Annotated in this window: 2 protein-coding genes; one reads left to right on the top strand and one right to left on the bottom strand. The window is 76.0% G+C overall.

The window, feature by feature from the left end:
* On the bottom strand, positions 1-661 hold a 661-nt coding region (locus AAHZ94_RS33555; RefSeq protein WP_349997474.1), incomplete at its 3' end, for a P1 family peptidase.
* A gap of 452 nt (positions 662-1,113) precedes the next feature.
* Between AAHZ94_RS33555 and AAHZ94_RS33550 the strand changes: the two genes are divergently transcribed.
* Positions 1,114-1,662 (top strand): AMP-binding protein, encoded by a 549-nt coding sequence (locus tag AAHZ94_RS33550; RefSeq protein ID WP_349997473.1) that lies wholly within the window; start codon positions 1,114-1,116, stop codon positions 1,660-1,662.
* Positions 1,663-1,823: the final 161 nt, after the last annotated feature.

Below are 1,823 nucleotides of genomic sequence, written 5' to 3'. Positions count from 1 at the left end.
CCCCGCGCCCCGCCCCCGCGCCGGCCCATACGTGGCCCCGCGCCGCGCCACCGGGTCTGCCGTGCTCGGCGGCGGCGGCTGCCTCCCTGCCGAGCGCCGCATCCGGCCTGGCCCGCCAGTCACCGCCGCGCCCCAAGTCGAACAGGGCGGCGGCCGGGACGACCGGTACGACCTGGCGCGGGGGGGGGGGGCGCCCCCCCACCCCCCCCCGCGGCGGGGGGCCCCCCCCCCCCCCCCCCCCCCCCACGCCCACCGGGGGGGGGGCCGGGACGACGGGTACGCCGGGGGGGGGGGGGGGCCCGACCCGGAAGCCGCGGCCCTGGTCTTCGAGCCACGCCAGCACCCCGGAGGCCGCGTCCAGGCCGAAGGCGCTGCCGCCGGTCAGTACGAGGGCCTCCACGTGCTGGACCAGGTTCCGCGGGTCGAGCGCATCGGTCTCCCGGGTGCCGGGGCCGCCGCCCCGTACGTCGACCGCGGCCACTGCGCCACCCTCGGGCGCGAGCACCACGGTGGTTCCGGTCAGCCAGCCCGATCCGCACCGCTGTGCGTGCCCGACGCGCAGGCCCGCCACGTCGGTCAGGGCGTTCCGCGGACCGGGCCGCGGGGCCGGGTCCAGCGGGCGGGCGCCCTCTTGTCCGGTTGCCTCGTCTGCGTCAGCCATGGGGCCATGCGTATCACGCGTCGGTCGGTGGGCCGCGGGTACGCGGGAGCTGTACCCCGTCCGCACAGGCGGAGCGCGCTGCCGTGGCCTTGCGGAGGTCCAACGGTCTTGTAGATGAAGTGTGTTGGGCGTGGTCGGGGCTTGACGCTGTGGCAGTCTCTTGCGGGGCGGTCGGTCGCCCGGGGCGGTCGCCGAGTACGGTGCCGGGGGCTGCCCGTGCTCGCAGCCCCGATGGGGAGGGGCGCGGGTGCGCGAGGGGCGACCAAGGTTGAACGGAGGGCGTCTCGGCCCGGCGTGCAACGTTCCGGCGGGGCGTCGAGTCCCCTCGCACCGGCCCGGCGGAGGGCGGAACTCCGTGTCGACCCGGGTGTGACGAACGTCTGCGACCCACTTGACGTGCGCGTCTAGCGTTCGTTGATGGGACGTCAACGCAAGTGGGCGACGCTCTTCTCATGTTCGCCGTATCTGACACCATCGCACTGGCCGCCGCTACCCGCTCCGTCGCCGCGACTGCGCCGGGGGCCGTATCAGGTGGCCCGAGTGAGCCGGTGGCGTTGCGTTGGGTCGGCGAACAGGGGCGGGCCGAGGAGTTCACCCATAAGCAACTCCTCGACCAGGCGACCCGCGCGTCAAGCATGCTGACCGAGCTTGGCGTGGGTTCCGGCGACCAGGTGGCGGTCATGCTGCCGCTGGTGCCGGAGTCGGTGGTCACCACGCTCGCCTGCGGCCGTCTCGACGCGTCCCGTGTCTCGCTGCCCATGGGGGAACCAGTGGGGGCACTGCGCGAGCGGATCAGGGAGTCCGGTGCACGTGTGCTCGTGACCGTAGATGGGGTGCTACGGGGCGGGCGGGCGTACGGGTTGAAGACTGCGCTCGACCGGGCGCTGGCGGGATGTTCCGAGGTAGAAGCTGTGCTGGTGGTGCACCGGCTGGGGCTTCCGATCCGCTGGGTTGCGGGTCGGGACCACTGGTGGCACGAGAACCTGGCAGCCACTCGGTAGATCGAGAGCCGCACCAGAGGGACAGGGAAGGGTGATCCTGTCCCGCCGCGTTCCGGGGGGGGGGGGGGGGGGGGGGGGGGCCCGCCCCCCGGGGGGGGGGGGGGGGGGGGGGGGGGGGGGGGGGGGGGGGGGGGGGGGGGGGGGGGGGGGGGGGGGGGGGG

Origin of the sequence: Streptomyces sp. HSW2009 (genome assembly GCF_040240285.1) — a bacterium.
Taxonomy (GTDB): Bacteria; Actinomycetota; Actinomycetes; order Streptomycetales; family Streptomycetaceae; genus Streptomyces.
Note: the sequence above shows the minus strand (reverse complement) of the source record. Positions and strands in the feature narration are given on the sequence as shown.